Genomic DNA, 26,768 nt, shown 5'->3' on the forward strand with positions numbered 1-26,768 from the left:
GTCATTTTTCTGGAGGAGCTTTCGGCTCCTCCAATAGCTTTTCAAGGAGACCATTGATGAAGGCCAAACTCGGCATGTCGCCCATCGCCTGGTGGAACGACGATCTTCCGGAGCTCAGCGACGACGTATCTCTGGAAGAATGCTTACGCCAGTCGCGCGGCGCCGGCTTTACCGGCATGGAACAGGGCCGGCGCTTCCCGAGCAATCCCGATGAGATGCTGCCAATCCTGCGTGCCGCCGACGTGACGCTTTGCGGCGGCTGGTTTTCCGGCACACTCGTCAATGAGGAGCTAGCGGCAAACAAGGATCGCATCGCGCCGATGATCGAGCTGTTCAAGGCCGTCAACGCGCCCTGCATCGTCTATGGCGAAGTCGGCCGCTCCATCCAGGGCGACCGCTCCAAGCCGCTCGCCACCAAGCCGCGCCTTTCGGATGACGAGATGAAGACCTATGCCCGCCGCGTCACCGAATTCGGCGAATGGTGCGCCGAGCAAGGCATGCCGCTTTCCTATCATCATCATATGGCGGCCGTGGTCGAAACCGAGCCGGAACTCGACGCCTTCATGCGCAATTCCGGCGAAGGCATTCCGCTGCTGCTCGATGCCGGTCACCTGGCCTTTGCCGGCGGCGACGTGCTGCGCGCCATCGACAACCACCACGCCCGCATCAACCACGTTCACGTCAAGGATATCCGCAAGTCCATCGTCGACGGGCTGGATCGCAGCCGGCAGTCCTTCCTCGATGCCGTCGCGCTCGGCGCGTTCACGGTGCCGGGCGATGGCTCGCTCGATTTCGGCGCCATTGTCCAGCGCTTCGCCGATTACGGCTATGAAGGCTGGTTCGTGGTCGAGGCCGAACAGGATCCGCGCAAGGCGCCACCGCAGAAGATGGCCGAGATCGGCCATGCCGAGCTGATGCGTGTCATGACGGCCGCAGGCTACACGGTGGAAACCGAAGGCTTTCCCAAGGGATAGCTAGAGCGCTTCCGCTTTTCTTCGAATCGCGAAAACGCTCTAGCTCTTTGTTTTCACGCAATTCCGGACGGAAAACCGCTGCGCACTTTTCCTGGAATTGCTCGAGAGATGAGCGCCTCCTCGCCCACATCGAAGGCAGCGAGGAGCGTTTTCCCAAGCAATGGAGGAACAGACCCATGCCCAATCTCAAGGTCAAACCTGACGGCTCCCATGGCCGCGTCACCCATGTCACGCCCGAAAGCGCCGGCTGGACCTATGTCGGCTTCGATCTCCACCGGTTGAAGCCGGGCGAAACCGCCTCGGCCGAAACGGGCGATCGCGAGGTCTGCCTCGTCTGGGTCAGCGGCAAGGGCAGCGCCAAGGCGGGTACGAAGGATTTCGGCTCGCTCGGCGGCCGCATGAGCCCCTTCGAGGGCGCGCCGCATGCGCTCTATATTCCAGCAGGCTCGAGCTGGTCGGTGACCGCCGAGACCGATCTGGAACTCGCCGTCTGCTCGGCACCGGGCGGCGGCTCCTATGAAGCACGCGCCATCCCGCCGGGCACGCATCCGGCGCTGACGCGCGGCAAGGGCACCAATGTCCGCTACGTCAACAACATCATGCCGGAAGACGATGGCGCGGCCCATTCGCTGCTGGTCGTGGAAGTGATTACGCCCGGCGGACACACCTCCTCCTACCCTCCGCACAAGCACGATCAGGACGATCTTCCGAACGAAAGCTTCCTTGAGGAGACCTATTACCACCGCCTCAACCCGCCGCAGGGTTTTGGCTTCCAGCGGGTCTATACCGACGACCGGTCGCTCGATGAGGTGATGGTGCTGGAGGATGGCGATGTGACGCTGGTGCCAAAGGGATATCACCCTTGCGCTGCCTGCCACGGCTATGATCTCTATTACCTGAACGTTATGGCCGGGCCGAAGCGCATCTGGAAATTCCATAATGCCGTGGAACACGAATGGCTGCTGAAGTCCTGAGATTGCGCTGAGGTTCTCAACCATCCGCCCTCGTGCTTCGAGACGGCCCTTCGGGCCTCCTCAGCATGAGGGCTAATCTTTGCACCCAGCCGCTACGGGCTCATTTCTTCGTTGCCTCTGCATTGCGATAGCGACGAGCCTGCTCCATCCTCACCCTGGCAGGTCTATCGCGAGCTGAAATTGTTGCCACCTCCCCTTCTCCCCTCGGGGAGAAGGTGCCGACAGGCGGATGAGGGGGTGCCTGCCAAACGCACGAAAATCCATGAATTCAAATCGATAGCCCCCTCATCCGACCCTTCGGGCCACCTTCTCCCCGAGGGGAGAAGGAGCTTACGGTGCTCATCCGCTCCATATGCGATAGCCCTGCTCACCCTGAGGAGCGAAGCCTCGAAGGGCGAGGATGGCCCCGAGCTTTCAGCAAAAGGAGGCCGCGCCCTGAAAGCGCGGCCTTTCTCATATCATGCGGGCAACAAGCCGTAGCGCCATTTCCGATCCCTGGCATTGCGCGACAGCACCAGCCAGGTCAGCAGAATCATCCCCATTTCTGCAAAGATCGGCGTCATCCATATCCCGCGTTCGCCGAAGACAAGCGGCAGGAGGAATGTCAGCGGCAGGGTGAAGAGGTAAGACCGTGACAGGCCAAAGATCGCGCCGCGTTTCGCATCGCCGATCGACTGGAAATAGGACGACAGGATGATCGCCTGGCCGAAGAGGAAATAGGCGCCGATCGTCCAGGGCAGGATGCGGCCGACCTCCGCGACGATCAGGGGATCGGCGACGAAGACCGAGCCCAGATGCCCCGCCAGCAGCTCGACGACGAATTCGACGGCGGCGCAATAGACCAGAGCCGAAATCAGGGCGATGACAACGCTACGACCGACGCGCGCCGGAAGCGCTGCGCCATGGTTGTGGCCCGATATGGTCTGGAGAGCGATGCTCAAGCCCAGTAGTGGCAGATAGGCGAAGGTCATGACACGGGTCACGATGCCATAGGCGCCGACGGTTGCGACATAATCGCCCTGATGCCAGATCGACACATTGAAGAGGATGGCGGCCGAGCTTAGCGAAATGCCGATGAAGCCGAGGCTCATCGGCGCGCCGAAGGCAAAGATGCCGCGCCACTCGCGAACATGCAGCGCCATATCGACCCAGAGCCCGTTCGGCCGACGCAGGCGATAGATGACGACGAGCGCCAGGCAGATGAATTGCGCCAGGATCGAGCCGCCGGCGGAGCCGACCACGCCCCAATGAAGGACGGCCATCAGCAGCCAGTTTGCCACGATATTCAGCAGCGTCGAGGCAAGCGTCACCAGCGTCATGAAACCGAGCTTTCCTTCGCAGCGCAGCCCATCGAGATGCACCGACAGGAAGAAGCTGATCGGCGCGAAGGCGATCATGGTGCCCATGAAGGCCTCGGCGTTGCGGGCGACATCGACATTTCCCGCCGCAGCCACGGCAATGAACTGCCGACCGGCGAGCCAGTAGACGAGGTTGATTACGACCACGATGGCAAGTGCCAGCGTGTGGGCGCCGGTGAATACCGACTTCGCGCCCTGGCGATCACCGGCGCCGAGGCGGCGGGCGAGAATGCTCGCCATGCCGTTCGAAACCAGCGTCTGCAGCGCGATCAGCAGCATGAGCGCGGGAAAGATGAGGCTGACGGCGGACAGCGCGTCGCCGCCGACATAGACGCCAAGAAAATAGGCGTCGACGACGGCGAAGAGGCCGCTGACCGTGGTGATGATGATGATCGGCGCGGCCGTCCTGGCAAAGACGCCAGGCAGCCAGCCGGTGAGGAACATGTTGTTTTCGTTCGTGTGCGCCATGGTGGTATCCGGACGGAATCGCTCGCAAGCGACGAAGATAATGGTCTAGCGATGAAGTCAGATGTCGATAACGAGGTGCGGTAGGCCGTTCGACGTCCGGCGCGGCGAAATGCCGTCGGCATCGACCTGGGCGTTGATGCGCTGGCGGAATGCCGAGAAGCTCTCGAACTCCACCACATCGACCGGTTCGTCGAAATGGATCGTTATCCTGTAGAGCCCGCCAGACTTCGCCGACATCGCCAGAACCTTGCCCGTGAAGGGCTTGTTCAGATAGCGCCCGCGCACGGCAGAGCCGACATCGAAGGGCGCGTCCGGCCCATCGTTGGGTTTTGCGGCAAGCGCCGACAGCGTGTTCCAGTCGCGCAGCCCGTGTTGCTTGGCAATGAGTTCCAGTGCCGTCGAGTGGCTCATGTCGTCGCCGCGTTCGGCCATCGCCTGACGTAGACGCCGGGCCTGAGCCTTCAATTCATCTATGGACGGATACGTCGTCATAGGATCAGCCTTTGCTAAGGCACGCACTTACGACCGTGAAACGGGGCTCGCATTACCGTCAGTCAGCATGCCCTGAATGGCTGTGACCTAAAACAGCGAAGACTTCACCTTGGATTTTCATCCGCGAGCGGCAGGCGCCTCGAACCGAGCCCCCGTATGATCGAAGCCGCTCTCGCTGTCAAGATGCGCCCAAATCGGCACAAAAGACGAACCCGTTAAAATTCTACCAATGCAATTGACGCTTCCGCAAAATCTCCGTGCAAGGTTCGTGGTGTAACCGAGATGAATTCGGTCTGTTCTTCAACAGGGAATGACAATGCTTCGCGCAACCCATCTGGCGAAAGTCAAATCCGAAGTTTACGAACGCAGCTGGGAACGGTTCTACGTCCAGAGGCCGGCGCGCCTCGTAGCGGTTCGTCCCTGTCTGACGGGTATTTCCGTACGCAGCGCCGAAATTACCGACATTTCGCGCGGCGGCGCGAGCTTCACCGTCGCCACGACCGTCGGCCTGCCGACCCATTACTATCTGAACATCCTCGGCCTCGCCTACCGCATCGCCTGCGCTGAAACGAGCCGCAACGGCAACCGCGTCCATGTGCGCTTCATCAACCTGATCGAACCGGAGACGCTGCGCCGCGTCGTGCGCGCCGATTTCATGATCGGCAATGTTGAAGCGCTGGCTGCACGCGGCAAGAGGCGGCCGGTATAAATTCGGCTTCACATCCTCAATCGCTTCGCACGTCCCCGCGGGCATATCGTGCAGGCGGCATACCTGTGTAGCGCGCAAAGGCAACACTGAAAGTGCTTGCCGATCCGTAGCCAACGCGTTCAGCTACCTGATCCATCCGTAATTCGCGGCTGCGCAATAGCTGCTTTGCAAGAGCCATGCGCCAAGCCATTAGATATTCCATTGGCGGCAGGCCAACGACGCGGCTGAAGCGCGCAAAGAAAGCCGATCGGGACAGGGCCGCTTCGGTCGCAAGATCCGCGACAGTCCAAGGATGGGCAGGACGCGCATGCATCGCGTGAAGTGCTGCGGATAGGCGTTCATCGGCAAGGCCGCGACTCAAGCTCGACGTGACGGTCGTTTCCGTGCCGGATCGCAATGCCTCGATCAACAACACCTCCAGTAGCCGTTCCAGCACGAGTTCGCGTGCCGGCCGGCGCTCGCGCGTTTCCTCACCGACCAATTGCATCAGCGTCGCGAGTCGAGGCTCGTCACGAACGATAACTACATCAGGCAAGAGAGAAACGAGCAAGGCCGCATCCGGCGCACCGAAGCTGCAATGCCCTATGCGCATGCGCATATCCGCCGGCCCTTCGGGGCGGCCAACACGGAAATGGCCACCACTCAACTGCGTTGGAACCATGGCGGATAGACCGGCCGGTGCGTCGACGCTCTCGTTGATAAGGTCGCGCATGGCAGGAACGAGCACGAAATCGCCGGCTCGGAGGATAAAAGGTTGCTGTCCTCCAAACGTTACGCGGCAACGCCCCTCAAGGATTGCGCAGTAGAATGGCTCGCCTGTGGCCTCGCGATGAATTCGCCAGGCGCCGGCGCATTCCACCAGCTTCGAAAAGCGTGCGGCCGGCTGCAGCAGTGTGACGATTTCGGCAAGGGGATCGACGGTCATAATCAGGACTAACGCTAAAGAAAGGGAGACTATAGCGTATATAAAGTCTCTCGTGCGGTCACTACCATGGTATCATTCCTTTTGTTTGGAGAGGCTCATGTCCACGATATTGATTACTGGTTGCTCGTCTGGCTTCGGCCTGGAGACTGCGAAACTGTTTTTTGAACGAGGGTGGGATGTCATCGCAACGATGCGCACGCCCATACCCGAGCTGCTACCGGTTTCCGAACGCTTGCGTATTCTCGCGCTCGACGTCACCAATCCGGCAAGCATCGCAGACGCCGTGAAGGCTGCCGGTCCGATAGACGTATTGGTCAACAATGCCGGTTTCGGAGCGCCCTCACCAATCGAGCTGACTGCGCCGGAGACGGTGCAGTCGCTGTTCCAGACAAATACGATCGGGACATTGGCGATGATTCAGGCCGTATTGCCCCAGATGCGTCAACGTCGGGCCGGAGTCATCGTCAACGTCACCTCCACGGTGACGGTCAAGACTCTGCCTGTGATTGGGATCTACCGGGCGAGCAAGGCGGCGGTGAACGCGTTCACCGAGTCCTTATCGGTGGAGATGGAGCCATTTGGCGTGCGGGTGCATATTGTCCTGCCAGGCCGGTCGCCGGAAACTCGCTTTGGGGAGAATGCGCGTCCACATTTGCGTGGTCTGGACGATCCGGATTATGCGCCCTTGATCCAGCAATTCATAAAGAATGTACAGGACGACACCAGCCCTGTGACCTATGCTCCCGACGTAGCGAAGGCAGTGTGGCGGGCAGCCACCGATCCATCCGCCCCGCTGCGAATTCCGGGCGGTGCGGATGCTGAACTCTGGATGGCTGAGGCAGGTTTGTAACCGGAATCGGTGGCAGCCAAAAAGCTGCTGCCGTCCCGACTCGGCCGTGCATTAGAGGGAACACGCAGCCATCGGCCCCGGGAGCGCGGACCGGCAGCTGCGTTCGGCCCTTTGCGCCGTTCTATAACGGCAGGCGTAGTTCGCCCATTGATATGCGGCGTATGAGATCGGTGAAAAGATCGCATTCCGCAGCCATGACTCGTTGTTCCAGCGAAACTACGCTATCGTCAGGATGGATTTGAACAGTCGTTGTGGCCACAGTTCTTCCGTGATCATACTCTCCGTCTACGAGGTGGATCGTTGCACCTGTTTCTGTCTCCCGATTGTCGAGCACGGCTTGGTGAACTCTTCGCCCATACATTCCCAATCCGCCGTATTTGGGCAGCAGCCCCGGATGAACATTCAATATTCGCCCCTTAAAAGCGGCTAGCGTAAGCGGGCCAAGTTTCTTGAGATAGCCAGATAAGACAACGATTTCAGCGTCATAGGCGATTAGCGTGTCGCGAAGCTGTTTGTCCGCATCAGCCTCCCTGTCCTTCGTCGGAATATGAAGCGAGGGAATATCGTTGGCCTCAGCATAGGTGAGCGCTGGGGACGAAGCCCTATTGCTAACCAGCACGACAGCGGTGGCGTTCATTGTGTTCGCTCGAATGGCTTCGTTGATCGTCCGAAATGAGGTTCCATTGTTTGATGCAAGGAACGCTATTGCGAGCTTATCCATCAGGGGCCTCGTTAATCGATGCTCTCGCGACGACCGAGACTCCCTTTAATGACAACTGACGAGGATTTTCAATGATTGCGACGACGCAATCCGAAGGCCGCGTCTTTCCACCTTGCAACCACCCGCCAAGCGCCTATTCTGCCGCACCCAGCAACCGAATTCGGGAAACAAAGCCAGCATGTCCGCCTTTTCGCGCTTCACGCCGCTGATCAGCGCCCTGCCCTCCACCATTCCTTTCGTCGGCCCCGAGGCGCTGGAGCGTCAGCGCGGGCTGACGGTCAAAGCCCGTATCGGCGCCAATGAAAACGGCTTCGGGCCTGCGCCCTCTGTCATTGCCGCCATGCGCGAGCGGGCCGGCGATATCTGGATGTATAACGATCCGGAAAATTTCGAGCTGAAGCAGGCATTGGCGGCACATCTCGGCGTCCGGCCGGCCAATATCGCCGTCGGCGAAGGCATCGACAGTCTGCTCGGGCTGATCGCGCGCATGGTGATCGAGCCGGGTACGCCCGTCGTCACCTCGCTCGGCGGTTATCCCACCTTTAATTTCCATGTCGCGGGTTTCGGCGGTCGCCTTGTTACCGTGCCCTATGTCGATGATCGCGAAGACCTCGATGGGCTGCTCGAAGCAGTGAAGCGCGAAAACGCGCCGCTCGTCTATTTCGCCAATCCCGACAATCCGATGGGCAGCTGGTGGGATGCCGACAAGATCGTCGCCTTTGCCCGTCGATTGCCTGACAATTGCCTGCTGATCCTCGACGAGGCCTACAGCGAAACCGGACCTGCCAGCTCGCTACCCGATATCTCCACGCTGATCGACCTGCCGAATGTCTTGCGCACCCGCACCTTTTCCAAAGCCTATGGGCTTGCCGGCGCCCGCGTCGGCTATGTCATCGGCGCGCCCGAGACGGTGCTGACCTTCGACAAGATCCGCAATCATTTCGGCATGAACAGGCTTGCGACCGTGGCGGCTCTGGCCGCGCTAAAGGATCAGGCCTATCTCGCCGAAGTGGTCGGCAAGATCCGGGCCGCACGCGAGGAGATCGGCACGATCGCCCGCGACAATGGCTTGCTGCCGCTCGCCTCCGCCACCAACTTCGTCGCCATCGATTGCGGCCGCGACGGCACCTATGCCCGCGCGATCGTCGACGGGCTGATCCAGCACGGCGTCTTCATCCGCATGCCGGGTGTCGCGCCCCTCAACCGCTGCATCCGCGTCAGCGTCGGCCCGAAGCAGGATCTCGATCTCCTGGCCGAGGCGTTACCGAAGGTCCTGAAGGCGATCGGTTAAGCTCAAAACGACGAAACCGCGCCTGCCTTGTCCCGGCCGGTCGCGGTTTTCATCATTTCGGCTGGCCTCTCCGTCAGCCGCCGACATCCCCTCTTGAGAGGTCAGGAAGTCTTACTGCTTGCGGCACGCTTCAGTGCGTGGTCATCCATTCGCGGGCGGCGCGCAGCGCGGCTGCGAGCTGCATCTTCGTCAAGGTCGCGGCAACGTCGGCGCGAAGCTCGGCGGCGCGCTCGCTGCCACGGATGGCGGCGATATTCAACCATTTGTGTGCGGCAACGAGGTCTGCATTGCAGCCCCTGCCGGTCGCGTAGTTCACGCCCAGTTCGCAAAGGGCATCGGCGCTGTTACCACCCATCATGGCATTTCCAGACATCGGCGTTTCGAAGCGTGCCATTGCTATTATCCCTGTTTGACTTCTGTTCGTATCTGCCCTGTTTTCCGTCCGAACCTTGCCGTCATCCGCGGCTTTCCGGTTCTTCCGGCCGGCGGGTTTGCCCCGCTCGTTTGATGGCTTCACTATCGCAGACGGCCTTCAAAAAACGCCTAAAATGCATGATTAATTCGATGCAAACAAAGTGCAAATGCTTGGTAAACTTGGGATTTTGTTAAACATCGCTTCCCTTGCAAATTAAGGATTTTCGCGCAGCCTTAACCTTTCGTTAGGATTTTGATTTAAACCCTTCGTTCACCACAAAAAGAGCGCAGTTGAATTCGATGTCGTGTTTCGAGGGCGCACGGATACCCGCACAAACGGGTATTTGGGTTCCGAAAATCATATTTACCTTTACGTTCGCGTTAGATAATCTCGCCACGTTTCCGGCCATGGAGCCGGATGGCGCCCGGGGAGGAATAAGAACATGATCCGTGCCACCATTCTTGCTGCCGCGATGCTGTTGAGCGCGAGCGCGGCCTTTGCCGAAGAGCCGATCGTCGGCAACTGGAAGACCGTCGCTGGCGATACCGCCGCCATCGCGCCCTGCGGCGACAGCTACTGCGTGACGCTGAAGACCGGCAAATATGCCGGCAAACAGATCGGCAAGATGCAGGGCAAGGGCAACAGCTATACGGGCGAACTGACCGACCCCTCCGAAGACAAGACCTATAGCGGCTCCGGCACGGTCAACGGCAACAAGATCAAGATGCAAGGCTGCGTGCTGAAAGTATTCTGCAAGTCGCAGACCTGGATAAAGCTTTAAGACGGCTCCTGCTTATTTCAGAAAGCGCCGTTGCGCCCGCCCCGGTTGGCAGGCGGCTTTTATTTGCCTGCGGAAGATTCATTCGACCATTCGAATCCGGTAATATTTATGAACGCTGGATGAACCGGTATCTCAGCACCTGTTCAGCATGACCATGGCAAAACGGTGTCCAGTATAGGGCACGGGTAGGCCAAAGACATGGACTCGATCATCATCGCGCGGCGCTTCGTTGTTATCATGCTGTTTGCCGCCATCTTTGCATTCAGCTTCTCGGTTGCGGTCGAGCATGGCGGTCGCAGCGGCGCACAATCGCACTTCGGTGCAAGCTTCACCTGCGTGCAAACTGGTGCGCCTTACTGCACGACAGTGCAATAAAGAACGCCTGCGCGCGATCCTCGCGCAGGCCCTTGACCGGCTCCCAAAATAGCTGCGAGAATCCGAGCCGCTTGTTGCAACGTCGTTTGCTTGTAACCAACGACATTCTATAATGGCGCATGAGCAACAGAATCTCTCCCTTTTCACCCCTCGACATCTCCTCCCCCAGCCCGTTCCAGCCGCGGACCTTCGATGATCCGGGCAAGGCCGTCGAAGCGCTGACGGAGCTTTACGATCGCAACACCGCGTTCCTGATCGACAATTTCACCAAGCTTGCCAAGGGCGCGCCGATCACCGCACGCTACCGCGCTTTCTATCCGCAGGTCAGCATAGAAACGACGAGCTTCGGCCATGTCGACTCGCGTCTCTCCTACGGCCACGTGACGGCGCCCGGCGTCTATACGACGACGATCACCCGCCCGCAGCTCTTCAAGCATTATCTCAAGGAACAGCTGACGCTGCTGATGCGCAGCCACAATGTTCCGGTCGTCGTATCGGAATCGACGACGCCCATCCCGATTCATTTCGCCTTCGGTGAAGGCGCTCATGTGGAAGCAACCGCGAGCATTTTCGAAGACATTCCGCTGCGCGATCTCTTCGATACGCCGGACCTAAACACCACGGACGATGAAATCGCCAACGGCGAATATATCCCGCCGCCGGGAGAGCCCTCGCCGCTTGCGCCATTTACCGCGCAGCGCATCGATTATTCGCTGGCCCGCCTCGTCCACTACACGGCGACCAGCGCCGCGCATTTCCAGAATTTCGTGCTGTTCACGAACTACCAGTTCTATATCGACGAGTTCTGCAAATGGGCGCGCGACCTGATGGCGAGCGGCGGCGACGGCTATACCGAGTTCGTCGAACCCGGCAACATCATCACCAAGGCTGGCTCCAGCCAGCCCGAAGGCGATGTGACAGCGCCGCGGCTGCCGCAGATGCCGGCCTACCATCTGAAGAAGAAGGGCCATGCCGGGATCACCATGATCAATATCGGCGTCGGTCCTTCCAACGCCAAGACAATCACCGACCACGTGGCCGTGCTGCGCCCGCACGCCTGGCTGATGCTCGGCCATTGCGCCGGCCTGCGCAACAGCCAGCGGCTCGGCGACTATGTGCTCGCTCATGCCTATATGCGCGAGGACCACGTTCTCGACGACGACCTACCGGTCTGGGTGCCGATCCCGGCGCTCGCCGAAGTGCAGGTGGCGCTTGAAGCGGCCGTTGCCGAAATCACCGGCTATGAAGGCTTCGAACTGAAGCGCATCATGCGCACTGGCACGGTCGGCACCATCGACAACCGCAACTGGGAACTGCGCGATCAGGCAGGCCCGGTGAAGCGGCTCTCGCAGGCCCGCGCTGTCGCGCTCGATATGGAATCGGCCACGATCGCCGCCAACGGCTTCCGCTTCCGTGTTCCCTACGGCACGCTGCTCTGCGTTTCCGACAAGCCGTTGCATGGCGAATTGAAGCTGCCGGGCATGGCAACCGCCTTCTACCGCACGCAGGTCAATCAGCATTTGCAGATCGGCATCCGCGCCATCCAGAAGCTGGCCGCCATGCCGCCGGAGGCGCTGCATTCACGCAAGCTGCGCAGCTTCTTCGAAACGGCGTTCCAATAAGCAATAGGGTTTCCCTCCTATCGCCCATCCGCGGGCAACGAATATACATTGGCAGCGGCCGCGACTTGCGGCCGTTCGTCGTTCGAGTGTGCACCCCAGCTCAGGCACAGGATCACCAGGGCAAAGCCCGCTAGGCCGATCCAGGTACGGAACACGACCCTGCCGACATCGGCTGCGTCGAGCAACTCCTCTTCCGATAGCGTCTTCTTTTGCCAATAATGCACGATTGCGGCTTCCAGACTGTACATTTCCGTCTCTCCTTATGGTGTTGACGGAACTGGTCGACCGGGCTCGGGCTTTTTCGACAACCTCAAAAAATTTTGTCATGCTGTGGAAGAGGATGTCGATTTGCTTGGCAGCCGCTCGTCTATGGCTGTCAGCAAATTGAAGAGGAGACGCTGCGATGAAATATCTCTGCCAGGTCTGGTTCGATGGCACGAGGCTCGACCTCATGACCAAGGAGGAAAAGCAAAAGCTCGATGCCGATTCGCTGGGCTATGATCGCGATCTGATGGCGAGCGGCAATATGATCCAGGCTGAAGCGCTACAATCGCCAAAGTCTGCGGTAACGGTGCGGGTCCGCAATGGGGAGACGGCGGTGACGGACGGCCCCTTCATCGAAACCAAGGAACATCTTGGCGGCTTCATCCTGATTGAGGCGAAGGATCTGAACGATGCGATCCGGATTGCGGCGGGCATTCCGCTCGCCAAGCTCGGCGCGATCGAGGTGCGGCCGATCCATAACTTCGGCCCGGATGCTTGAGGAGGTTCAGATGAAATTTCTTTGCCAGGTATGGTTCGAGAGCGCGGAAATCGCCAAGCTTTCCGAGGAGGAAGGGCGCAAGCTGACCCAGGATTCGATCGATAGCGACAACCGGCTGCGCGAGAGCGGGCACCTCATCGTCGCCAATGCCCTGCGCGAACCGGAAACTGCGAAAACAGTTCGCGTGCGCAGGGGCGAAACCGCCGTGACGGACGGCCCTTTCGCTGAAATGAAAGAACATCTCGGCGGCTTCGTTCTGATCGAGGCCCGGGACATGGAGGAAGCGATCGCGATCGCCGCCACCTTCCCCGTCGCCCGTTATGGCATGATCGAGGTTCGCGCCGCCTTCGACATCCGCTTTCCGAACGAATAGCAGTGAGGGAAAATATATGCGGTTTCTATGCCTGATCTACACAACAGTCGATGTCGACGGACGATTGACGCCGAACGAGATGAACCATCTGCTCGCCGAGCACTTCATCTTTGATGAGGGCCTGCGGCGGGACGGCACCATGATCGTTTCCGATGCGCTGGCGCTTCGAGACAAATCGATCGTCATCCGTCCGGACGGTGACACATTTTCGGTAACGGACGGGCCGTTCGCGGAGACGAAGGAGCATCTGGCCGGCTTCTACCTGATCGAAGCTCCCGATCTTGAGGAAGCAGTCGGGATCGCCAAGCGCATTCCCTCGGCGCGTTACGGCGCCGTCGAAATCCGCCCTGTGCGCATCTTGACCCTGCGGGGGGACTTGGCGGAGACATCCTGACATCCATGTCGCTGAACCGAACCATCGAAAGCATCTACCGCAGCCACTCGCGCCGCGTGCTGGCAACGCTGATCCGTCTGCTCGGTGATTTCGACCGCGCCGAGGAAGCGCTCCACGATGCTTTCGCGGCGGCGGCGCAGCAGTGGACTGACGAGACGATCCCGGCCAATCCCTATGCTTGGCTCGTTTCCGCCGGACGCTTTCGCGCCATCGACCATATCAGGCGGCGGGCGCGTTTTGACACCGCCCGCTCCGATATTGCCGAGAGCCTTTATCCGGAGGGAGAGGCGATGGAGATCGCCGAACATGAAGAGATCGAGGACGACATGCTGCGGCTGATCTTCACGTGCTGCCACCCGCTTATTCCTGCCGAGGCGCGGATGGCGATGGCGTTGCGGGAGGTATGCGGGCTGACCACGGAAGAGATCGCCCATGCCTTTCTGATTCCGGCCCCGACAGTCGCCCAGCGCATCGTCCGCGCCAAGAACCGCATACGCACCGCCAACATTCCCTACGAGGTGCCTGATAAGACCGAACTGCCGGAGCGGCTGGCGCAGGTGCTGCATGTCATCTACCTCGTTTTCAACGAGGGCTACTCGGCCTCCTCCGGCTCTGCGATCGTGCGCGCCGATCTGGCCGCGGAGGCCATACGGCTCGGCAGGCTTTTGCTGCAGCTATTGCCGGATTCGGAAGTCGAGGGGCTACTGGCAATCATGCTGCTGCAGGATTCGCGGCGGCATGCGCGTACCGATACCTCCGGCGATCTCGTTCTGCTCGTCGATCAGGATCGTGCGCTGTGGGATCATGGCCAGATACGCGAGGGCCTGCAGCTGTCGGCGCGGGCCATGTCAGCGGAGAGCGTCGGCAGCTATGCCCTGCAGGCCGCGATCGCGGCGGAACATGCACGCGCCGTAACCGCCGACGACACCGACTGGCGACAGTTGGTGACACTTTACGACCTGCTGCTGATCGCAAGCCCATCCCCTGTGATCGAGCTCAATCGGGCGGTGGCCATCTCCATGCGCGACGGGCCTGCGACGGCATTGTCCATCGTCGACGGGCTGTTGCGGGAGGAGCGTATGGCACGGTATCATCTCACCCATGCGGCGAAGGCGGATTTCCTGCGCCAGCTTGGCCGGACGGACCAGGCGCGGCAATCCTACCAAACGGCGCTATCGCTCTGTCAGCAGGCGCCGGAGCAGGCCTTCTTGCGCAGGCGATTGGCCGAGCTTGACGATACGACGACCCGGCATTAAGGCGCGTCGTGATCTTTCAGGGCGCAGTTGCGCGCTTGCGTGAGACCAGCAATCCGATCGCGGTTCCTGTTAGCGCCGATACCACGATCAGAAGGTGAGCATTGATGCTGGCCTGCGCGAGATTTTCGATTGCCTCTTTTGCACTCGAAGCACCGAAGGCCATGGCACCGGCGGTAATGCCGGCCGGATAGGTGCCCACGCCTCCGGGTGCATGCACGGGCAGGACTGAGGATAGTTCGCCGCCGAGTGCGCCACCGAAGCTTGCCGAAAGTGGCGTGACGTTCATGAGGCCGAGCGCCCAAGCGAGCACCACGACCTTGACGAGCCAGTTGACGATGGTCGTCAGCCAGGCGCGCGCAAAGGCGCTGGCATCAACCGGCAGACCGCGTTCCAGCTCATGCACAAGCCCTTGCGCCTTCTTCGGCAGGATGCGGGCGGCAAGGCGGATTAGCGGTCGCCGGGAAGCGAAACCCGCGACCGGCAGCAGCAGGAAGGCTGCCCATACGATCCAGGCCAGGACATGATAGGGCGAAGCAAGTGCAAGGCCGACGCCGGCCGCGGCCAGCAGCGCATGCAGGTCGAGCAGCCGCATGACGAACAGCGCCGAGGTGCCGCGGGCCAGCGGGATACCGAATTCGGAGCGCATCAGCACCGGGAAGCTAGTTTCCCCCGTTCGGAACGGCATCATGATATTCAGCAGATTATGAACCTGCGTCACGCGAAACAGCGCCGCAAAATGGCCCGAGGTTTCCTTCGGGAAGTAATCGTAGATGCGCCATGTGCGCAGGAAATAGGTGCTTGTCAGAAGCGCGAGCGCCAGAAGGATCGGCAGCGCGCCTACCTTGCTCCATTGTGCCAGGATCGAGCTCCAGCCCCAGAACCATTCGATGAAGGCGGCGTAGGCCAGGACGACCGCGAGCGTCAAGAGCGTCATTCGGTTGCGAATAAACCAATTCTGTCGGCTGGCAACCGTCGGAGTCTTCATGTAGTTAGGGCACCCAAATGCGAGCGGAAGGCTGAAACCGGACTTTTCGCTCGTTCCGTCCGGCAGGTACTGCCGGTCTTTTAGGAGAAAGAAGTGTTGCAGACAACGGCAGAGTCGACCCTCCCCCAGGCCGATCCGGCAAGCCCTCTCGAGCTTTCGCTGGTCGTGCCCGTCTTCAACGAGGAAGAAAGCGTCGGACCGCTGATCGAGCGCATCTGTTCCGCCATGGCGGGATTTGCCAAATCCTGGGAACTGATCCTGGTCGATGACGGCAGCACGGACGCGACGCTCGTCAATGCCCGCCGGTCGCTTTCGCAGGAAGGGCTGACGCTGCGCATCGTTGAGCTTCAGCGCAATTTCGGCCAGACGGCGGCCATGCAGGCCGGCATCGATGCAGCGAACGGCCGCCTGATCGCCACCATGGACGGCGACCTGCAGAACGATCCGAAGGACATTCCTTCGATGGTCGAGGAACTGGAGCGGCGGCAACTCGACCTGCTCGTCGGCTGGCGCAAGAATCGTCAGGACGGCCTGCTGCTGCGCAAGATCCCCTCCTGGTGCGCCAACTACCTGATCGGCCGCATCACCGGCGTCAAGCTGCACGATTATGGCTGCAGCCTGAAGATCTATCGCTCCTCCATCATCAAGCAGGTGAAGCTGATGGGCGAAATGCATCGCTTCATCCCCGCCTGGGTCGCCGGCGTCGTGCCGAGCTCACGGATCGGCGAAGTCCCGGTCACTCACCATGCCCGCCAGCACGGCACGTCGAAATACGGGATCTCCCGCACCTTCCGCGTCATCCTCGATCTGCTGTCCGTAATGTTTTTCATGCGCTACAAGGCGCGGCCAGGGCATTTCTTCGGCTCGCTCGGCCTCGGCCTCGGTGCGCTTGCCGGCTTGATCCTGCTCTGGCTCTTCATCGACAAGTTCATCTTCGGCGATGATATCGGCAGCCGCCCGCTGCTGATGGTCGGTGTCGTGCTGCTCCTGTCGTCGGTGCAGATGATCACGACAGGCATCCTCGCCGAAATGATCGCCCGCATCTATTATCGCGACGATCTCTCGCCGAACTATATCGTGCGCAAGATCTTCGATCGAGATCATCAAGATGCCTAGGCATCCTTTGCCTGAGTATGGGCCTATCTGAAACAGGGACTGAACCACGCGTGAGCCAGAAAGACGATATCGTAAGCTTGGTGTCGGACACGGTGGATCTTCCGCCCTGGCAGACGACGAGCTCGACGCATCTGTTTCATGATCGCTGGCTGAAGGTTCGCGCCGACAACTGCGTGACGGCGCAGGGCGTGGAAATTGCGCCCTACTACGTATTGGAACATCCCGATTGGGTCGAGATCATCGCGCTCGATGCCGAGGATCACATCTACCTCGTCCAGCAGTATCGTCACGGGCTCGGCGTCGCGGCGCTCGAGCTCCCCGGCGGAGCGGTGGATGCGACCGATGCAGGCCCGGTAGAGGCGGCCGCGCGCGAATTGCGGGAGGAAACAGGACTCTCGTCGACTGACTGGGATTATGTCGGCAAGCTCGCGCCCAATCCGGCGACGCATACCAACCTCGCGCATATCGTCATCGCCCGCAATGTCGAGCTTACCACCAGGCCGGCGGACGACCCGACCGAGCGCATTCGCCTGATCCGCATGCCGATCCGGCAGGCGATCGAACTGGCACTGGACGGCAAGATGATCCAGGTCATCCACGTTGCGGCACTGACCCTTGCCCTTCACAAGGCAGGCAAATGGGACGTGCCTGCGCCATCAGGCAAGCTCTAGTTACGACTTCACTTCTGCCCAGACGGCATCGAGCGCGCCGCGCGTGATGCGCACCATGGCATCCACTTCCTCGTGGCTGATGACGAGCGGCGGCGAGGCCAGCATGCGGTCGCCGGTAGCGCGCAGTACCAGGCCATTCGCCAAAGCATGGTTGCGAACAGCGGAGCCGATTGCATCCGGCTTTTCAAAGCGGCGGCGTGTCGATTTCTCCGCCGCAAGCTGCAGGCCGCCCATGAGGCCAATGCTGACGGCTTCGCCGACCATGTCGTGATCGGCAAGGCTGCCCCAAGCCTTGGCGAAGTAAGGGCCGATATCGTCGCGCACACGCTCGATCAGCTTTTCTTCTTCGATGATCCGTAGATTTTCGAGGGCGGCGGCCGCGCAAACGGGGTGGCCGGAATAGGTGAAGCCATGATTGAATTCGCCGACTTCGTTGATCAGCACATCGGCGATGCGATCGCTGACGAGCACGCCGCCGATCGGCAAGTAGCCTGATGACAATCCCTTGGCGATCGGGGCCAGATCCGGCTCGACGCCGAAATGCTGATGGCCGAACCATGCGCCGAGACGGCCGAAGCCGCAGATCACTTCATCGCAGACGAGCAGAATGTTCCTTACCTTGCAGATGCGGGCAATCTCGGGCCAATAGGTCAAAGGCGGAATGATAACGCCGCCGGCACCCTGAACCGGCTCGGCGACGAAAGCCGCGACATTATCCTCACCCAACTCATCGATCTTGGCTTCAAGTTCACGAGCCATCTTCAGGCCGAATTCCTCCGGCGAGAGATCGCCGCCCTCGGCATACCAATAGGGCTGGCCGATATGAACGACGCCTGGGATCGGCAAATCGCCCTGCTCGTGCATGTATTTCATGCCGCCCATGCTGGCGCCGGCGACCGTGGAGCCGTGATAGCCGTTCTTGCGGGCAATGATAGCCTTCTTCGTCGGCTTGCCTACAGCCCCCCAATAGACCCTCGCCATGCGAAACCAGGTATCGTTAGCCTCGGAGCCGGAATTGGTGAAGAAGACATGGTTGAACTGCGGCCCGGCATGGGCGCAAACCTTTTCGGCAAGCAGCGTCGCGGGTGTCGTAGTGGTGCCGAAGAAGGTATTGTAATAGGGCAGCTCGTTCATCTGCCTGGCGACGGCATCGGCGATTTCGGTGCGGCCGTAGCCGATGTTCACGCACCAGAGACCGGCAAAACCATCCAGATACTTCCGCCCTTCCGCATCGAAAATATAGACGCCCTCACCGCGCTGGATGACGCGCGCACCTTCGGCATTGAGCTTGCGCATATCCGCGAAGGGATGGAGGTGATGGGCGGCATCGAGGGCGGCGAGATTGGAGCGGCTTGGCGTGTCGGACATGGTTGAATGGAACCCTGTTTGAATTTCGGCTGGTCAGGCAAATCTACGGACGCTGAGATTATGTGCATGGTCCCTCACCCCAGCCCTCTCCCCGTCAAACGGGGAGAGGGGGTTATCCTGCCCATGCCGCTACGTGCGAGGCTGAGCATCAGAAAGTCCCCTCTCCCCGCACATGCGGGGAGAGGGCTAGGGTGAGGGGCCGGGCACGAAACCGCTACGCAGCCACACTTGACTGAAAGCTATCTTGGTTTACGACCATGCCGTGAGCATGGGGGATTTACAAGAGCATGGCGGCCGACAACGCAACCGAAGGTAACGCGCGCATCGAAGTGCTGATTTCGGACATGAACGGCCGGCTGCGCGGCAAGCAGATACCGATTTCAGCCGAAAAGAAGGTCTGGTCCGGTGCCGTACGGCTGCCGACTTCGACACAATCGCTCGATATCTGGGGCTATGACAATGACGAATTTACCGGCCTTTCAATGACGATCGGAGATCCCGACGGAACCTGCGTTGCCGACCAGCGTACGCTCGCCGACATGCCTTGGGCACCAGCGGGATCGAAGCAGGTGCTCGCCACCATGCATGAGCTCGATGGCCGCCCGAGCTTCCAGGACCCGCGTGCCATTCTTGCCGCCGTCGTTGATCGCTACAAGGCGCTTGGCCTGACGCCCGTCATCGCGACCGAGCTGGAATTCTACCTTCTGGCCGGAGACTGGCGCGACAAAGGCATCCCGTCGCCGCCGCCGGCCCTGACCTACCGGGGCGAACCGAACGGCTTTCAGCTTTACGACATGGATGCCGTCGATCTCCTTGATGGCTATCTTGAAACCTTGCGTGCCTATGCGCGGGCTCAAGAGTTGCCGGCGGACGCAACGACGGCGGAATTCGGCCCCGGCCAATTCGAAGTGAACCTTCTGCATCGCCCGGATGCGCTGGCCGCTGCAGATGATTGCGTCATGCTGAAGCGCGTGGCCGAGCAGGCGGCGCGCAAGCACGGCCTGAAATCGACCTGCATGGCCAAGCCCTATACAGACCATGCCGGCTCGGGACTGCACGTGCATGCAAGTATAATTGACGCCCAAGGGCGCAATGTCCTCGATGCAGCTGGCGGCGAGCCGAAGAGACTGAAGTCGATCTGCGCAGGGCTGCTACAGACGCTGCAGGACGCGCAGCTGGTCTTTGCGCCCTATGCCAATTCCTACCGCCGCTTCCAACCAGGCTCCTTTGCCCCCGTCGATCTGACCTGGGGCTTCGGCCATCGCGGTACGGCCGTGCGCATTCCCGAAAAGGACGGGCCGGGTGCACGCATCGAGCACCGTGTCGCCGGTGCGGATGCCAATCCCTATCTCATGCTGGCGGCAATCCTAGGCGGCATGCTGCTCGGCGTGCAGAACGACCTCGATCCCGGTGAGGAGACGACGCCGGCTTATGTGCCGGCCGACGCGCCCAAGCTGACGCATGATTTTCTGACTGCGGTGGAGCGCTTCCGAACGTCAGCCTTCATTGCCGATGTGTTCGGCGAGCAATATCAAAGGCTCTATGGCGATACCAAGCAGAAGGAGGCGATCCGCTATCTGCGCACCGTTTCCGATTTCGATTATCGCACCTATCTGCCGCGTCTCTGACGACGTCAGACGGCGAGGCTATCGATAGCACCCTCGCTCTGGACGCGCGCGGCGGTCCCTTCACGGACCATCACCTTGAGCTCGCCCGGATGCACCTTGAGCGTCACATCACGCTCGAGGGGCAGCAACTCGCCATCCATGACGCAGTTGGCAAGCTGGCGCAGCTTCGGAAAGTGCAGATGCACTTCCGGCGCATGCATGACCATGACATCGGCGTTCTCACGAACCCGGCCGCGCAGCATGTCGATGGCAAGCCGGGCGACGCCGAGCGGCCGCAGGGGCTTTGCCGTGTAAAAGCCCAGTTCGCCGCTGCGCAGGCTGTCGGCGTAAAGCAGCGCATTGGCGCCGAAGGGATTGTTCGAGACCGAGATCGCCGAGACATGCCGGCGCTCGCGAATGTCGCCGGCCTCGAAGTCGACGTCGAATTCCGGAGGATTGGCAATGACGCCGAAGGCGGCGCGCGTGCTGGCCGACATCTTTCCGATGCGCGAGCGATAGGTGTAGCCATTGCGATAGCGCACCATGCGCGCATGCAGGCCCGCTGAAAACTGATGAATGAAAGCGCGGCCGTTGGCGCTGCCGATATCGACATTGTCGACCTCGCCTGTCGCAAGAACGTTTAACGTCTGCCAGATGTCGAGCGGCAGACGCAATGAGCGGGCAAAGAGGTTCATGGTGCCCGCCGGAATGACACCGAGGGCGACGCCGTTTTTCCAGGCGATGGCCGCGGCCGCCGAAATCGTGCCATCGCCGCCGCCGGCGACAATGCCGTCAATATCATCACGACGTGCAGCACGCTCCATTGCCGAGACGATGTTGCGTCCCTCCACGACCACGGCTTCGAAAGCATGACCGGCGTCGCGGAAGACCTGTTCCGCTTTCCTTTCATAGACAGCCATGTCGGTCGTGCGGAACGTTCCGCCATCGCGATTGAAAAAGCCGATCAACTTCATCGGGGGCTCTCGGTCTTCCCGCAAACTATATTTCTGAGGGGCTAAGGCCCCCTGCGCTTCTTCTCAGATGGTTTTGGATGGAATGATTTCAAGCATTGCGGCCGTTTCGCTCGGTCGCCGCAGCGCACTTATGCATGATCGGACATGCTGCACTGCGAAAAATGCACGCGACAGGAACATTGCTCTCATTGATAGTATCAACGAGGGTGTGTCCATACCCGCCTGTCCCTTATTCCATTTTGATGCACTGAGCGCCGAATGCCGGGATTTGCCGCCTGATTCGCGGCGCTTGACCTTCGTGTGCCGCCCAAGGAGTTTTCGTGAGCGATATTACCGCCGAGGTCCTCGATACCCAAACCACCCTCGAAGCACCGTCGCGCACCGCGATCGCGCTGGTGACTTTGGCGCTGGCCGTCGGCAGCTTCGGTATCGGCACGGGCGAATTCGTCATCATGGGACTCTTACCGAATGTAGCCGACACCTTCGGCGTTACCACTCCGGAAGCAGGTCATGTGATCAGCGCCTATGCGCTCGGCGTCGTCGTCGGTGCACCAATCATCGCCGTGCTCGCCGCAAAGATGGCGCGCCGCACGCTGCTCCTCCTGATGATGGCGATCTTTGCCGCCGGCAATATTTCCAGCGCCTTCGCACCCACTTTCGAAAGCTTCACGGCACTGCGCTTCATCACCGGCCTGCCGCATGGCGCCTATTTCGGCGTTGCCGCGCTCGTAGCTGCCTCGATGGTGCCGGTCCATCGCCGCGTGCGCGCCGTCGGCCAGGTGATGCTCGGCCTCACGATCGCGACGCTGATCGGCACGCCGATCGCGACTTTCCTCGGACAGCTTCTGAATTGGCGCGCAGCCTTCATGATGGTTGGCGCTATCGGCCTAGCCACCATGCTGCTGATCGCCCTCTTCCTCCCCAAGGACAAGGTTGAGGACGGCGCGAGCATTACGCGCGAGCTCGGCGCGCTGAAGCGCATGCAGGTCTGGCTTTCGCTTGGAGTCGCCGCCGTCGGCTTCGGCGGCATGTTTTCGATCTTCAGCTACGTCGCGACGACCACGACCGATGTCGCCGGCCTCGGCTCCGCCATGGTGCCGGTCGTGCTGGCTCTCTTCGGCATCGGCATGAATGTCGGTAACATCGTCGGCTCGCGCCTTGGCGATATCTCCATCAAGGGAACGATCGGCGGCATGATGATCTTCAACATCGTCATCATGACGCTCTTCTCGCTGACGGCGGCCAACCCGATCATGCTCTGCATTTGCGTTTTCCTGATCGGCTGCGGCTTTGCTGCCTGCCCCGCCGTACAGACCCGGCTGATGGATGTGGCTGCCGACGCACAGACGCTGGCCGCCGCCTCCAATCATTCCGCCTTCAATATCGCCAATGCGCTCGGCGCCTGGCTTGGCGGGCTGGTGATCTCCTGGGGCTTTACGGCGGCTGCAACTGGCTATGTCGGCGCGGTACTTTCCGTTGCAGGCCTCGCCGTCTTCGCCGTTTCAGTTAGCCTGGAGCGCCGCACCGGGCGTGCATGACATGCCAGGGGCGCCCAGCTGCTGGCGCCCGTCGCGGCAAAATACATTCTCCTCGCCCCAAACGGCCATCGCCTTGATGATCGGCCCCAGGCTGGCGCCAAGCGGCGTCAGCGCATAATCGACGCGCGGCGGCACGACCGGAAAGACAGTGCGTGATAGCAGCCCGGATTCTTCCAATTCCCGTAATTGCTTGGTCAACATGCGCTGCGTTACCGACGGCAGCTTGCGGCGGATTTCGTTGAAGCGCAGCGTTCCATCCATCAGGTGAAACAGTATCACGCCCTTCCATTTGCCGTCGAGCACGCTCAGCGTCGCCTCGACCGGGCATCCGGGGAAATTGCCGACAAGCTTGGAGCGGGGAACCGACATTTGACAGTATCCTTTTTGTATCTACGTACAGAAAATGTGCATTCTTGCGCCTTTTGAAGATAATGCGCATCTAGCCTCTGTGCAACCAACCCAGGAGCTTCTCCCATGCGCGCAGTCGCCTACAAGCAGCCACAACCCATCTCCGCAGAAACATCCCTGATCGACATCGAACTGCCGATGCCCGAGGCAGAGGGTCATGATCTGCTCGTCGAAGTGAAGGCCGTTTCCGTCAATCCGGTCGATGTCAAAGTCCGTTCCAATGTCGCGCCGCCAGAGGGTGAATACAAGGTCATCGGCTGGGATGCTGCCGGCATCGTCAAGGCGGTTGGCCCCGATGTCACCATGTTCAAGCCCGGAGACAAAGTCTTCTATGCGGGCGCCATCAATCGCGGCGGCTCCAATGCCGAATTCCATCTGGTCGATGAGCGCATTGTCGGCGCCAAGCCAAAGAGTCTCGATTTTCCGGCGGCCGCCGCGCTGCCGCTGACCTCGATCACGGCCTACGAGACACTCTTCGATCGGCTGAAGGTGCGGGATCCGGTTCCCGGCGCCGCCAATGCCATCCTTATCATCGGCGGAGCCGGCGGGGTCGGATCGATCGCCATCCAGATCGCCCGCGCGCTGACCGATCTCACCATCATCGCTACGGCATCCCGGCCGGAAACGCAGGCTTGGGTGAAGGAATTGGGCGCGCACCATGTCATCGACCACTCGAAACCACTTGCGCCGCAGATCGAAGCGCTCGGCATCGGTGCTCCGGCCTTCGTCTTCTCTACGACCAACACGTCTGATCATGTCGACTCGATCGTCGAAGCCATTGCGCCGCAAGGCCGCTTCGCCCTGATCGACGACCCGAAAACCCTTGATGTCGTGCCCTTCAAGCGCAAGGCGGTATCAACCCATTGGGAGCTGATGTTCACTCGTCCGCTCTTCAACACCGCCGACATGATCGAGCAGCACAAGCTGCTGACGAAGATCGCCGAACTGGTGGATTCCGGCAAGATTCGCTCGACCCTGACGGAGACCGCAGGCGCGATCAACGCCGCCAATCTCAAGAAGGCGCATGCCCTCGTCGAGACCGGCAAGATGAAGGGCAAGGTCGTTCTGGCGGGCTTCTGAGCAGCCAATATCCGCGACAGATCAGGCCGGGCGAATGTCGTCCGGCCGCTTTGTTTTAACGCGTTTGCATCAGGTTTTGTTGCATCGCAAAAATTTGCAGCCGCCTAAACAAATTTTTATCGCAGGATCGAGCATTTAGGCGTCTCCGCCTCTTGACTTTTCATGCCTTCGGCGCGACTTCTCCGCACGTGGGGAACAGCGTTTTCCATACCGATTAACCGGAGCCATCTTTCGATGCCTAGCGACAGTAGTAGTCGATTGCCTTTGCCGTCAGTAGCATTCGTGCACTAACCGACTCCTGTCGGCTCGCCACGATCCGCTACGACGGCGGATCGACCGGAAAGGCGAGCTATAATGAACATCAACAGCTTTCCCGCGCGGGCCGGCAATGCCGCTCGTGCATTCATCAATAATAATCGCGCCGTCACCATTGCGGAACGCGTCGAGGCTCTGAACGCAACGGACGTAGCGGAGGCTGCCCGCATTCTCGCCAAAATGCCGGAAGAGCGCGCCGTGCGCATTCTCGACCGGCCGGAGCTGCGCAACGCACCCGCCATTCTCGAAGTCATGGGCAACGCAGATGCCGCGCGCCTGCTGCATGGCATGTCCAACGACCGCGTCGCCGACGTGCTGCTCGAAATGGATGTCGACGCACGCGCCCGGCTGTTCGCGACCTTTGACGAACATGCAAGGCAGGCGATCCAGGGCCTGATGGGCTATCCGCCGCGCACAGCCGGCGGCATCATGACGACGGAATTCGTCAGCGTTTTCGCGAGCTGGACGGTCGCCCAGACGCTCGGTCACGTTCGCCAGGTCGAGCGCTCCCGCGAAACGGTCTATGCCATCTATGTGCTCGATGACGAGACGCATGTGCTGCTGCACGTCGTGACGCTGCGCCGCCTCATCACCGGCGAGCCCGATGCCTGTATCCTGACGGTGGCCCAGAAAGGCGTGCCGGTTACGGCACCGCCGCTGATGAAGCAGGAGGATGTCGCGCGCCTGATCCGCCGTCACGATCTTCTGGCGCTGCCTGTCGTCGACGACAAGGGCCATATGCTCGGCATCGTCACCGTCGATGACGTCATCGATACGATGATCGCCGATACGACCGAGGACGCCCAGAAGTTCGGTGGTATGGAGGCCCTCGGCCAGCCCTATATGAAGATCAGCTTTGCGGGCATGATCCGCAAGCGCGCCGGCTGGCTTGCCGCTCTCTTCCTCGGCGAAATGTTGACCGCAAGCGCTATGCAGCACTTCGAAGGCGAGCTGGAAAAGGCCGTCGTGCTGACGCTCTTTATCCCGCTCATTATGAGCTCGGGCGGCAATTCCGGGTCGCAGGCGACCTCGCTGATCATCCGGGCGCTGGCGCTCGGCGAGCTCAAGCTTTCGGACTGGTGGCGCGTGGCGTTCCGCGAACTGCCGACAGGCATCGTGCTCGGCGCGATCCTCGGCCTCGTCGGCTTTGCCCGCATCGTGCTCTGGCAGAATATCGGCCTCTTCGATTACGGCCCGCATTGGCAGCTGGTCGCTTTCACCGTCTTCGCGGCCCTGATCGGCATCGTCACCTTCGGCTCGCTTGCCGGCTCTATGCTGCCCTTCGTTCTGCAGAAGCTGCGCCTCGATCCAGCCAGCGCATCAGCACCCTTCGTCGCGACGCTCGTCGATGTCACCGGCCTGGTGATCTACTTCTCGGTTGCCCTGCTGATCCTCAGCGGAACGATGCTCTGAGGACAATCAGACTCTCATGGCAAAGGGGCCGGCAACGGCCCTTTTTCATTTTTACTCCGGCTATTTCATTCAGGCTGCGGCAGTTTCAGAGCACCGTTGGTCTTGATCGTGCGAATCGCGAAGTTCGAGCGCAGATCGACCACGCCTGGAAGGACAAGCAGCTTTTCCGACATCACCTTCTCATAGGCGGCCAAATCCTCCACCACGACCTCAGCCAGGAAATCGGCCGTGCCCGAAATCAGATGGCAGGCGACGACTTCCGGAATGGCGAGCAATGCTGCCTGCTGCGTCTCGGAATTCTCCTTCGAATGATGGCCTACCTTGAGTTCCACGAAGACCGTGAGACCGAGGCCGGCCTCCTTGCGGTCAATATCCGCGCGATAGCCGCGCAAAAGCCCGGATTTTTCCAGATTGCGAATGCGCCTGAGGCAAGGAGACGGCGAGAGATTTACCCGCTCGGCGATCTCGACATTGGTGGCGCGCGCATCCTCCTGAAGGCAGTTGAGGATCGCGATATCGAATTTATCCAGTTTTGGCATATTCGAGAAACTC

At 60.6% G+C, this 26,768-nt stretch carries 29 protein-coding genes; 18 read left to right on the forward strand and 11 right to left on the reverse strand.

The window, feature by feature from the left end; genetic code table 11:
* Positions 1 to 56: 56 nt before the first annotated feature.
* Together iolE and iolB are read left to right on the forward strand one after the other, a co-directional pair.
* Entirely contained in the window at positions 57 to 974 is a 918-nt protein-coding gene (gene iolE / locus FBZ99_RS05100; RefSeq protein WP_145631726.1) for a myo-inosose-2 dehydratase, read from the forward strand.
* 176 nt (positions 975 to 1,150) lie between these two features.
* The gene (iolB, locus tag FBZ99_RS05110) at positions 1,151 to 1,948 is read left to right on the forward strand and encodes a 5-deoxy-glucuronate isomerase (RefSeq protein ID WP_113354087.1); all 798 of its coding nucleotides are present in this window, start codon (positions 1,151 to 1,153) and stop codon (positions 1,946 to 1,948) included.
* A 458-nt stretch (positions 1,949 to 2,406) separates the two neighbouring features.
* On the opposite strand, the gene FBZ99_RS05115 is transcribed toward iolB, so the two are convergent.
* Positions 2,407 to 3,774 (reverse strand): MATE family efflux transporter, encoded by a 1,368-nt coding sequence (locus FBZ99_RS05115; RefSeq protein WP_145631728.1) that lies wholly within the window; start codon positions 3,772 to 3,774, stop codon positions 2,407 to 2,409.
* Between the two features lie 57 nt (positions 3,775 to 3,831).
* Entirely contained in the window at positions 3,832 to 4,266 is a 435-nt protein-coding gene (locus FBZ99_RS05120) for a glyoxalase superfamily protein (protein ID WP_145631730.1), read from the reverse strand.
* Between the two features lie 310 nt (positions 4,267 to 4,576).
* On the opposite strand from FBZ99_RS05120, the gene FBZ99_RS05125 reads away from it, so the two are divergent.
* The gene (locus FBZ99_RS05125; protein WP_173002491.1) at positions 4,577 to 4,975 is read left to right on the forward strand and encodes a PilZ domain-containing protein; all 399 of its coding nucleotides are present in this window, start codon (positions 4,577 to 4,579) and stop codon (positions 4,973 to 4,975) included.
* Between the two features lie 16 nt (positions 4,976 to 4,991).
* On the opposite strand, the gene FBZ99_RS05130 is transcribed toward FBZ99_RS05125, so the two are convergent.
* A complete protein-coding gene (locus FBZ99_RS05130; protein WP_145631732.1) occupies positions 4,992 to 5,900 on the reverse strand; it encodes an AraC family transcriptional regulator in 909 nt (302 codons plus the stop codon).
* Positions 5,901 to 5,997: 97 nt separating this feature from the next.
* Between FBZ99_RS05130 and FBZ99_RS05135 the strand changes: the two genes are divergently transcribed.
* Entirely contained in the window at positions 5,998 to 6,750 is a 753-nt protein-coding gene (locus FBZ99_RS05135; protein WP_145631734.1) for an SDR family oxidoreductase, read from the forward strand.
* Between the two features lie 121 nt (positions 6,751 to 6,871).
* Here the strand turns inward: FBZ99_RS05135 and purN are convergent, their stop codons facing one another.
* Positions 6,872 to 7,471, reverse strand: a complete 600-nt coding sequence (purN, locus tag FBZ99_RS05140; protein WP_145631736.1) for a phosphoribosylglycinamide formyltransferase — start codon at positions 7,469 to 7,471, stop codon at positions 6,872 to 6,874.
* A 178-nt stretch (positions 7,472 to 7,649) separates the two neighbouring features.
* Here purN and FBZ99_RS05145 point away from each other — a divergent pair, with 178 nt between their 5' ends.
* On the forward strand, positions 7,650 to 8,762 hold the full coding sequence (locus FBZ99_RS05145) for a pyridoxal phosphate-dependent aminotransferase (protein WP_145631738.1): 1,113 nt from the start codon (positions 7,650 to 7,652) through the stop codon (positions 8,760 to 8,762).
* Between the two features lie 130 nt (positions 8,763 to 8,892).
* Here FBZ99_RS05145 and FBZ99_RS05150 read toward each other — a convergent pair whose 3' ends face one another.
* The gene (locus FBZ99_RS05150; RefSeq protein WP_015339268.1) at positions 8,893 to 9,156 is read right to left on the reverse strand and encodes a sel1 repeat family protein; all 264 of its coding nucleotides are present in this window, start codon (positions 9,154 to 9,156) and stop codon (positions 8,893 to 8,895) included.
* Positions 9,157 to 9,619: 463 nt separating this feature from the next.
* Between FBZ99_RS05150 and FBZ99_RS05155 the strand changes: the two genes are divergently transcribed.
* The 3 genes from FBZ99_RS05155 (at position 9,620) to FBZ99_RS05160 (ending at position 11,955) form a co-directional block, all read left to right on the forward strand.
* Entirely contained in the window at positions 9,620 to 9,958 is a 339-nt protein-coding gene (locus FBZ99_RS05155) for a DUF2147 domain-containing protein (protein ID WP_145631740.1), read from the forward strand.
* A gap of 198 nt (positions 9,959 to 10,156) precedes the next feature.
* Complete coding sequence (locus FBZ99_RS33040; RefSeq protein WP_167376563.1) at positions 10,157 to 10,333, forward strand: hypothetical protein; 177 nt, start codon at positions 10,157 to 10,159, stop codon at positions 10,331 to 10,333.
* 119 nt (positions 10,334 to 10,452) lie between these two features.
* On the forward strand, positions 10,453 to 11,955 hold the full coding sequence (locus FBZ99_RS05160; protein WP_112335670.1) for an AMP nucleosidase: 1,503 nt from the start codon (positions 10,453 to 10,455) through the stop codon (positions 11,953 to 11,955).
* Positions 11,956 to 11,972: 17 nt separating this feature from the next.
* Here the strand turns inward: FBZ99_RS05160 and FBZ99_RS05165 are convergent, their stop codons facing one another.
* Positions 11,973 to 12,203: a hypothetical protein gene (locus FBZ99_RS05165; RefSeq protein ID WP_113354051.1), complete on the reverse strand. Its 231-nt coding sequence runs from the start codon at positions 12,201 to 12,203 to the stop codon at positions 11,973 to 11,975.
* A gap of 155 nt (positions 12,204 to 12,358) precedes the next feature.
* On the opposite strand from FBZ99_RS05165, the gene FBZ99_RS05170 reads away from it, so the two are divergent.
* Genes FBZ99_RS05170 through FBZ99_RS05185 form a run of 4 tightly spaced genes read left to right on the forward strand, consistent with a single transcriptional unit; the run spans position 12,359 to position 14,741 of the window.
* Complete coding sequence (locus FBZ99_RS05170; RefSeq protein ID WP_113354050.1) at positions 12,359 to 12,718, forward strand: YciI family protein; 360 nt, start codon at positions 12,359 to 12,361, stop codon at positions 12,716 to 12,718.
* Positions 12,719 to 12,728: 10 nt separating this feature from the next.
* On the forward strand, positions 12,729 to 13,091 hold the full coding sequence (locus FBZ99_RS05175) for a YciI family protein (protein WP_113354049.1): 363 nt from the start codon (positions 12,729 to 12,731) through the stop codon (positions 13,089 to 13,091).
* Between the two features lie 16 nt (positions 13,092 to 13,107).
* Positions 13,108 to 13,485, forward strand: a complete 378-nt coding sequence (locus FBZ99_RS05180; RefSeq protein ID WP_145631742.1) for a YciI family protein — start codon at positions 13,108 to 13,110, stop codon at positions 13,483 to 13,485.
* A gap of 11 nt (positions 13,486 to 13,496) precedes the next feature.
* Positions 13,497 to 14,741 (forward strand): RNA polymerase sigma factor, encoded by a 1,245-nt coding sequence (locus FBZ99_RS05185; RefSeq protein WP_162746326.1) that lies wholly within the window; start codon positions 13,497 to 13,499, stop codon positions 14,739 to 14,741.
* A 16-nt stretch (positions 14,742 to 14,757) separates the two neighbouring features.
* Here FBZ99_RS05185 and FBZ99_RS05190 read toward each other — a convergent pair whose 3' ends face one another.
* A complete protein-coding gene (locus FBZ99_RS05190; protein ID WP_113330831.1) occupies positions 14,758 to 15,726 on the reverse strand; it encodes a lysylphosphatidylglycerol synthase domain-containing protein in 969 nt (322 codons plus the stop codon).
* Positions 15,727 to 15,822: 96 nt separating this feature from the next.
* Here FBZ99_RS05190 and FBZ99_RS05195 point away from each other — a divergent pair, with 96 nt between their 5' ends.
* Positions 15,823 to 16,842, forward strand: a complete 1,020-nt coding sequence (locus tag FBZ99_RS05195) for a glycosyltransferase family 2 protein (RefSeq protein WP_173002505.1) — start codon at positions 15,823 to 15,825, stop codon at positions 16,840 to 16,842.
* Between the two features lie 50 nt (positions 16,843 to 16,892).
* Entirely contained in the window at positions 16,893 to 17,513 is a 621-nt protein-coding gene (locus FBZ99_RS05200; RefSeq protein WP_246661073.1) for an NUDIX hydrolase, read from the forward strand.
* Here the strand turns inward: FBZ99_RS05200 and FBZ99_RS05205 are convergent, their stop codons facing one another.
* Complete coding sequence (locus tag FBZ99_RS05205) at positions 17,514 to 18,881, reverse strand: aspartate aminotransferase family protein (RefSeq protein WP_145631747.1); 1,368 nt, start codon at positions 18,879 to 18,881, stop codon at positions 17,514 to 17,516. It lies immediately after the preceding gene.
* 287 nt (positions 18,882 to 19,168) lie between these two features.
* Between FBZ99_RS05205 and FBZ99_RS05210 the strand changes: the two genes are divergently transcribed.
* On the forward strand, positions 19,169 to 20,509 hold the full coding sequence (locus FBZ99_RS05210; RefSeq protein WP_145631749.1) for a glutamine synthetase family protein: 1,341 nt from the start codon (positions 19,169 to 19,171) through the stop codon (positions 20,507 to 20,509).
* Positions 20,510 to 20,514: 5 nt separating this feature from the next.
* Here the strand turns inward: FBZ99_RS05210 and FBZ99_RS05215 are convergent, their stop codons facing one another.
* Positions 20,515 to 21,462, reverse strand: coding sequence for a diacylglycerol/lipid kinase family protein (locus FBZ99_RS05215; RefSeq protein ID WP_145631751.1), 948 nt, complete (start codon positions 21,460 to 21,462; stop codon positions 20,515 to 20,517).
* A gap of 320 nt (positions 21,463 to 21,782) precedes the next feature.
* Between FBZ99_RS05215 and FBZ99_RS05220 the strand changes: the two genes are divergently transcribed.
* The gene (locus FBZ99_RS05220; RefSeq protein WP_145631753.1) at positions 21,783 to 23,000 is read left to right on the forward strand and encodes an MFS transporter; all 1,218 of its coding nucleotides are present in this window, start codon (positions 21,783 to 21,785) and stop codon (positions 22,998 to 23,000) included.
* Here FBZ99_RS05220 and FBZ99_RS05225 read toward each other — a convergent pair.
* Positions 22,965 to 23,369: a winged helix-turn-helix transcriptional regulator gene (locus FBZ99_RS05225; RefSeq protein ID WP_069616108.1), complete on the reverse strand. Its 405-nt coding sequence runs from the start codon at positions 23,367 to 23,369 to the stop codon at positions 22,965 to 22,967. The genes FBZ99_RS05220 and FBZ99_RS05225 overlap by 36 nt on opposite strands.
* Positions 23,370 to 23,474: 105 nt before the next feature.
* Here FBZ99_RS05225 and FBZ99_RS05230 point away from each other — a divergent pair, with 105 nt between their 5' ends.
* Together FBZ99_RS05230 and mgtE are read left to right on the forward strand one after the other, a co-directional pair.
* Complete coding sequence (locus tag FBZ99_RS05230) at positions 23,475 to 24,488, forward strand: zinc-binding alcohol dehydrogenase family protein (protein ID WP_145631756.1); 1,014 nt, start codon at positions 23,475 to 23,477, stop codon at positions 24,486 to 24,488.
* Positions 24,489 to 24,842: 354 nt separating this feature from the next.
* Complete coding sequence (mgtE, locus tag FBZ99_RS05235) at positions 24,843 to 26,216, forward strand: magnesium transporter (protein WP_145631759.1); 1,374 nt, start codon at positions 24,843 to 24,845, stop codon at positions 26,214 to 26,216.
* A gap of 65 nt (positions 26,217 to 26,281) precedes the next feature.
* On the opposite strand, the gene FBZ99_RS05240 is transcribed toward mgtE, so the two are convergent.
* Positions 26,282 to 26,755, reverse strand: coding sequence for an Lrp/AsnC family transcriptional regulator (locus FBZ99_RS05240; RefSeq protein WP_112724385.1), 474 nt, complete (start codon positions 26,753 to 26,755; stop codon positions 26,282 to 26,284).
* Between the last annotated feature and the right edge of the window lie 13 nt (positions 26,756 to 26,768).

The sequence above is a fragment of the Rhizobium sp. ERR 1071 genome, from assembly GCF_007828675.1.
Taxonomy (GTDB): domain Bacteria; phylum Pseudomonadota; class Alphaproteobacteria; order Rhizobiales; family Rhizobiaceae; genus Rhizobium; species Rhizobium dioscoreae.